This is a genomic window from Blautia sp. CAG:237 (genome assembly GCF_000436615.1).
In the GTDB taxonomy this organism is placed as follows: Bacteria; Bacillota; Clostridia; order Lachnospirales; family Lachnospiraceae; genus Blautia_A; species Blautia_A intestinihominis.
Map to the genome: position 1 here is coordinate 1 of NZ_FR886757.1, position 2,216 is coordinate 2,216.

General features: G+C 46.4%; 2 protein-coding genes. Both read left to right on the forward strand.

Annotated elements, in window-relative coordinates; all coding sequences use genetic code 11:
• The first annotated feature begins 140 nt into the window (after positions 1 to 140).
• Complete coding sequence (locus tag QZL69_RS10700) at positions 141 to 1,412, forward strand: 2-hydroxyacyl-CoA dehydratase subunit D (protein ID WP_022215202.1); 1,272 nt, start codon at positions 141 to 143, stop codon at positions 1,410 to 1,412.
• Positions 1,405 to 2,216 (forward strand): 2-hydroxyacyl-CoA dehydratase family protein (locus QZL69_RS10705; RefSeq protein WP_291519379.1); only part of this gene is annotated, 812 nt, incomplete at its 3' end. The genes QZL69_RS10700 and QZL69_RS10705, both read left to right, overlap by 8 nt.

Genomic DNA, 2,216 nt, shown 5'->3' on the forward strand with positions numbered 1-2,216 from the left:
GTAGTGATACCCGTACCGGTTCGATTCCGGTCTGCGGCAGTGATATGAACTTCAATCCAAATTGGATTGAAGTTTTTTTTGCTTGTCATAAACGATGATTTGCTATATACTGTTTGGAAGAAAGGCGGTCAGACCAAAATATGGAGATAGTGAAGACATTTGGAAATTACATAGAGAAATGGTGTGAAACGTCACCGGAAAGAGCGAGGTGGCTTTTAAAGACAGGATGGGAAGCGCAGAACCTGAAATTTCGTTTTCTTCCAGAAGGGCAGTTGAATCCATCGGATCAGTATCTGGCCGGCATGATGATGAACGTTATGACACAGCCGCTGAAGCATCCAGAAAGTTCGGTTATGGTAAGTGTATTTACTCCGTGCGAACTGCTTCAGGAGGCAGGACTGTATCCATACAATGTAGAAAGCTTTTCCTGCTATCTTGCGGCATCACAGGTAGAGAGACCTTTTCTTCAGGGAGCAGAGGATTCTGGAATTTCAGAAACGCTTTGCAGCTACCACAAGACATTTATCGGAGCGGCAGAGAAGGGGCTTCTTCCGAAACCAAAATGTATCGTTTATACGAACCTGGCGTGTGACGCAAACCTTCTTACATTTCACAGACTGGCAGAGTTTTTTGACATCCCGGTTTTTTCTATTGATATACCATCTGCACAGACACCGGCAAATGTGTCTTATGTAGCAACACAGCTTCGGGCGCTGGTTCCTTTCCTTGAGAAAGTGACCGGCAGAACGATTGATGAATCAAAACTGAAGGAACGTCTTGCAAGAAGCCGGAGGACATTGCAGAATTATGATAAGTTCCAGAGCGCAAGAGCAGATAAATACATACCTTCAGACCTTGTTTCTCCGCTTTACAGCGGAATGACAAACAACATTCTTCTTGGAACAGAGGAAGAAGAACTTTATACACAAAAACTTCTTGAAGATGTCAGCAAAGCCCCTGCCAAAAAAGGCAGACACATCTACTGGATGCATACGATCCCGTTCTGGTCAGAAGCCGTGAAAGATGCACTTCTTCTGAAAGAGGAGGCACAGATCGTAGGATGTGAGCTTGCACAGGTGGCGGACATCACGAAGCATTCCGAGGATCCTTATGAGGAGATGGCATTGCGCCTTGTATATCATGCCCTGAATGGTCCCGTTTCACGGAGAATCGAAGCAGGGATCCGTCATGCAAAACAGGCGGGAGCAGACGGTGTTGTCTGGTTCAATCACTGGGGATGCAAGCATACCCTTGGAGGTTCCAGAATCGCCAAGAAACGCTTTGAGGAAGCAGGGATCCCACTGTTGATCCTGGATGGAGATGGCTGTGACAGGAGCCATGGCGGAGAAGGACAGACTTCCACGAGACTGGGAGCATTTCTGGAGATGCTGGGGGATTTTGATCATGAATAAAACATATTATGTCTGTAAATATACACCGGTAGAACTTCTTGAAGCCCTTGGAGGTGAGTGCGAGATCCTGAATGATATGCCGGAGGGATTTGATCTGGCAGAGCAGGTAGCACATCCGAATATCTGTGGATTTGGAAAGGCAGTCCTTGAAGCAGTTCTGGCAGGCAAAGTAAAAGAACTGGTCCTGGTCAACTGCTGCGATACGATCCGAAGCGTCTATGACATTCTGGAAGACAGCGGCGAGATGGATTTTTTGTATATGGTGGATATGCTTCACTGCGATACGAGCTGCAGCCATGAGAGAACTGCAGCACAGTTAAAAGATCTTGTAAGAGCCTACGGTGAATATAAAGGAACTACCTTCAATAAAGAGAAATTTCTCAAAGCTTTTCATCCAAAAAAGAGAACGCAGGATCCGCATCTTGCAGTTCTCGGAGCAAGAATGGGAAATGAACTTTTTCAGATGACACAGGATGCCATGCCGCTTCCTGTAGTGAATGAGACCTGTGTCAACAACCGTTCTGTGGGAGACACCCTCCCGGAAGCAGATCTGGACTTTGACCAGCTTATGGAATGGTATGCGGAGGAACTTCTTCACCAGATCCCGTGCATGCGCATGATGGATCATGCAGGCCGTAAACAGCTTTATCAGGATCCATCTTTAAAGGGGATCATTTATCATACCGTAAAGTTCTGTGATTTTTACAGCTTTGAATATTCTGATATCAAAGGCCATACCGATGTGCCGCTCCTCAAGATCGAATCGGATTATACCGTGCAGAGCAGCGGGCAGCTGAGCACACG

What these genes read in the sequence shown, in the direction of transcription:
- QZL69_RS10700 (WP_022215202.1), top strand. Translation starts at nt 141, where the DNA reads ATGGAGATAGTGAAGACATTTGGAAATTACATAGAGAAATGGTGTGAA.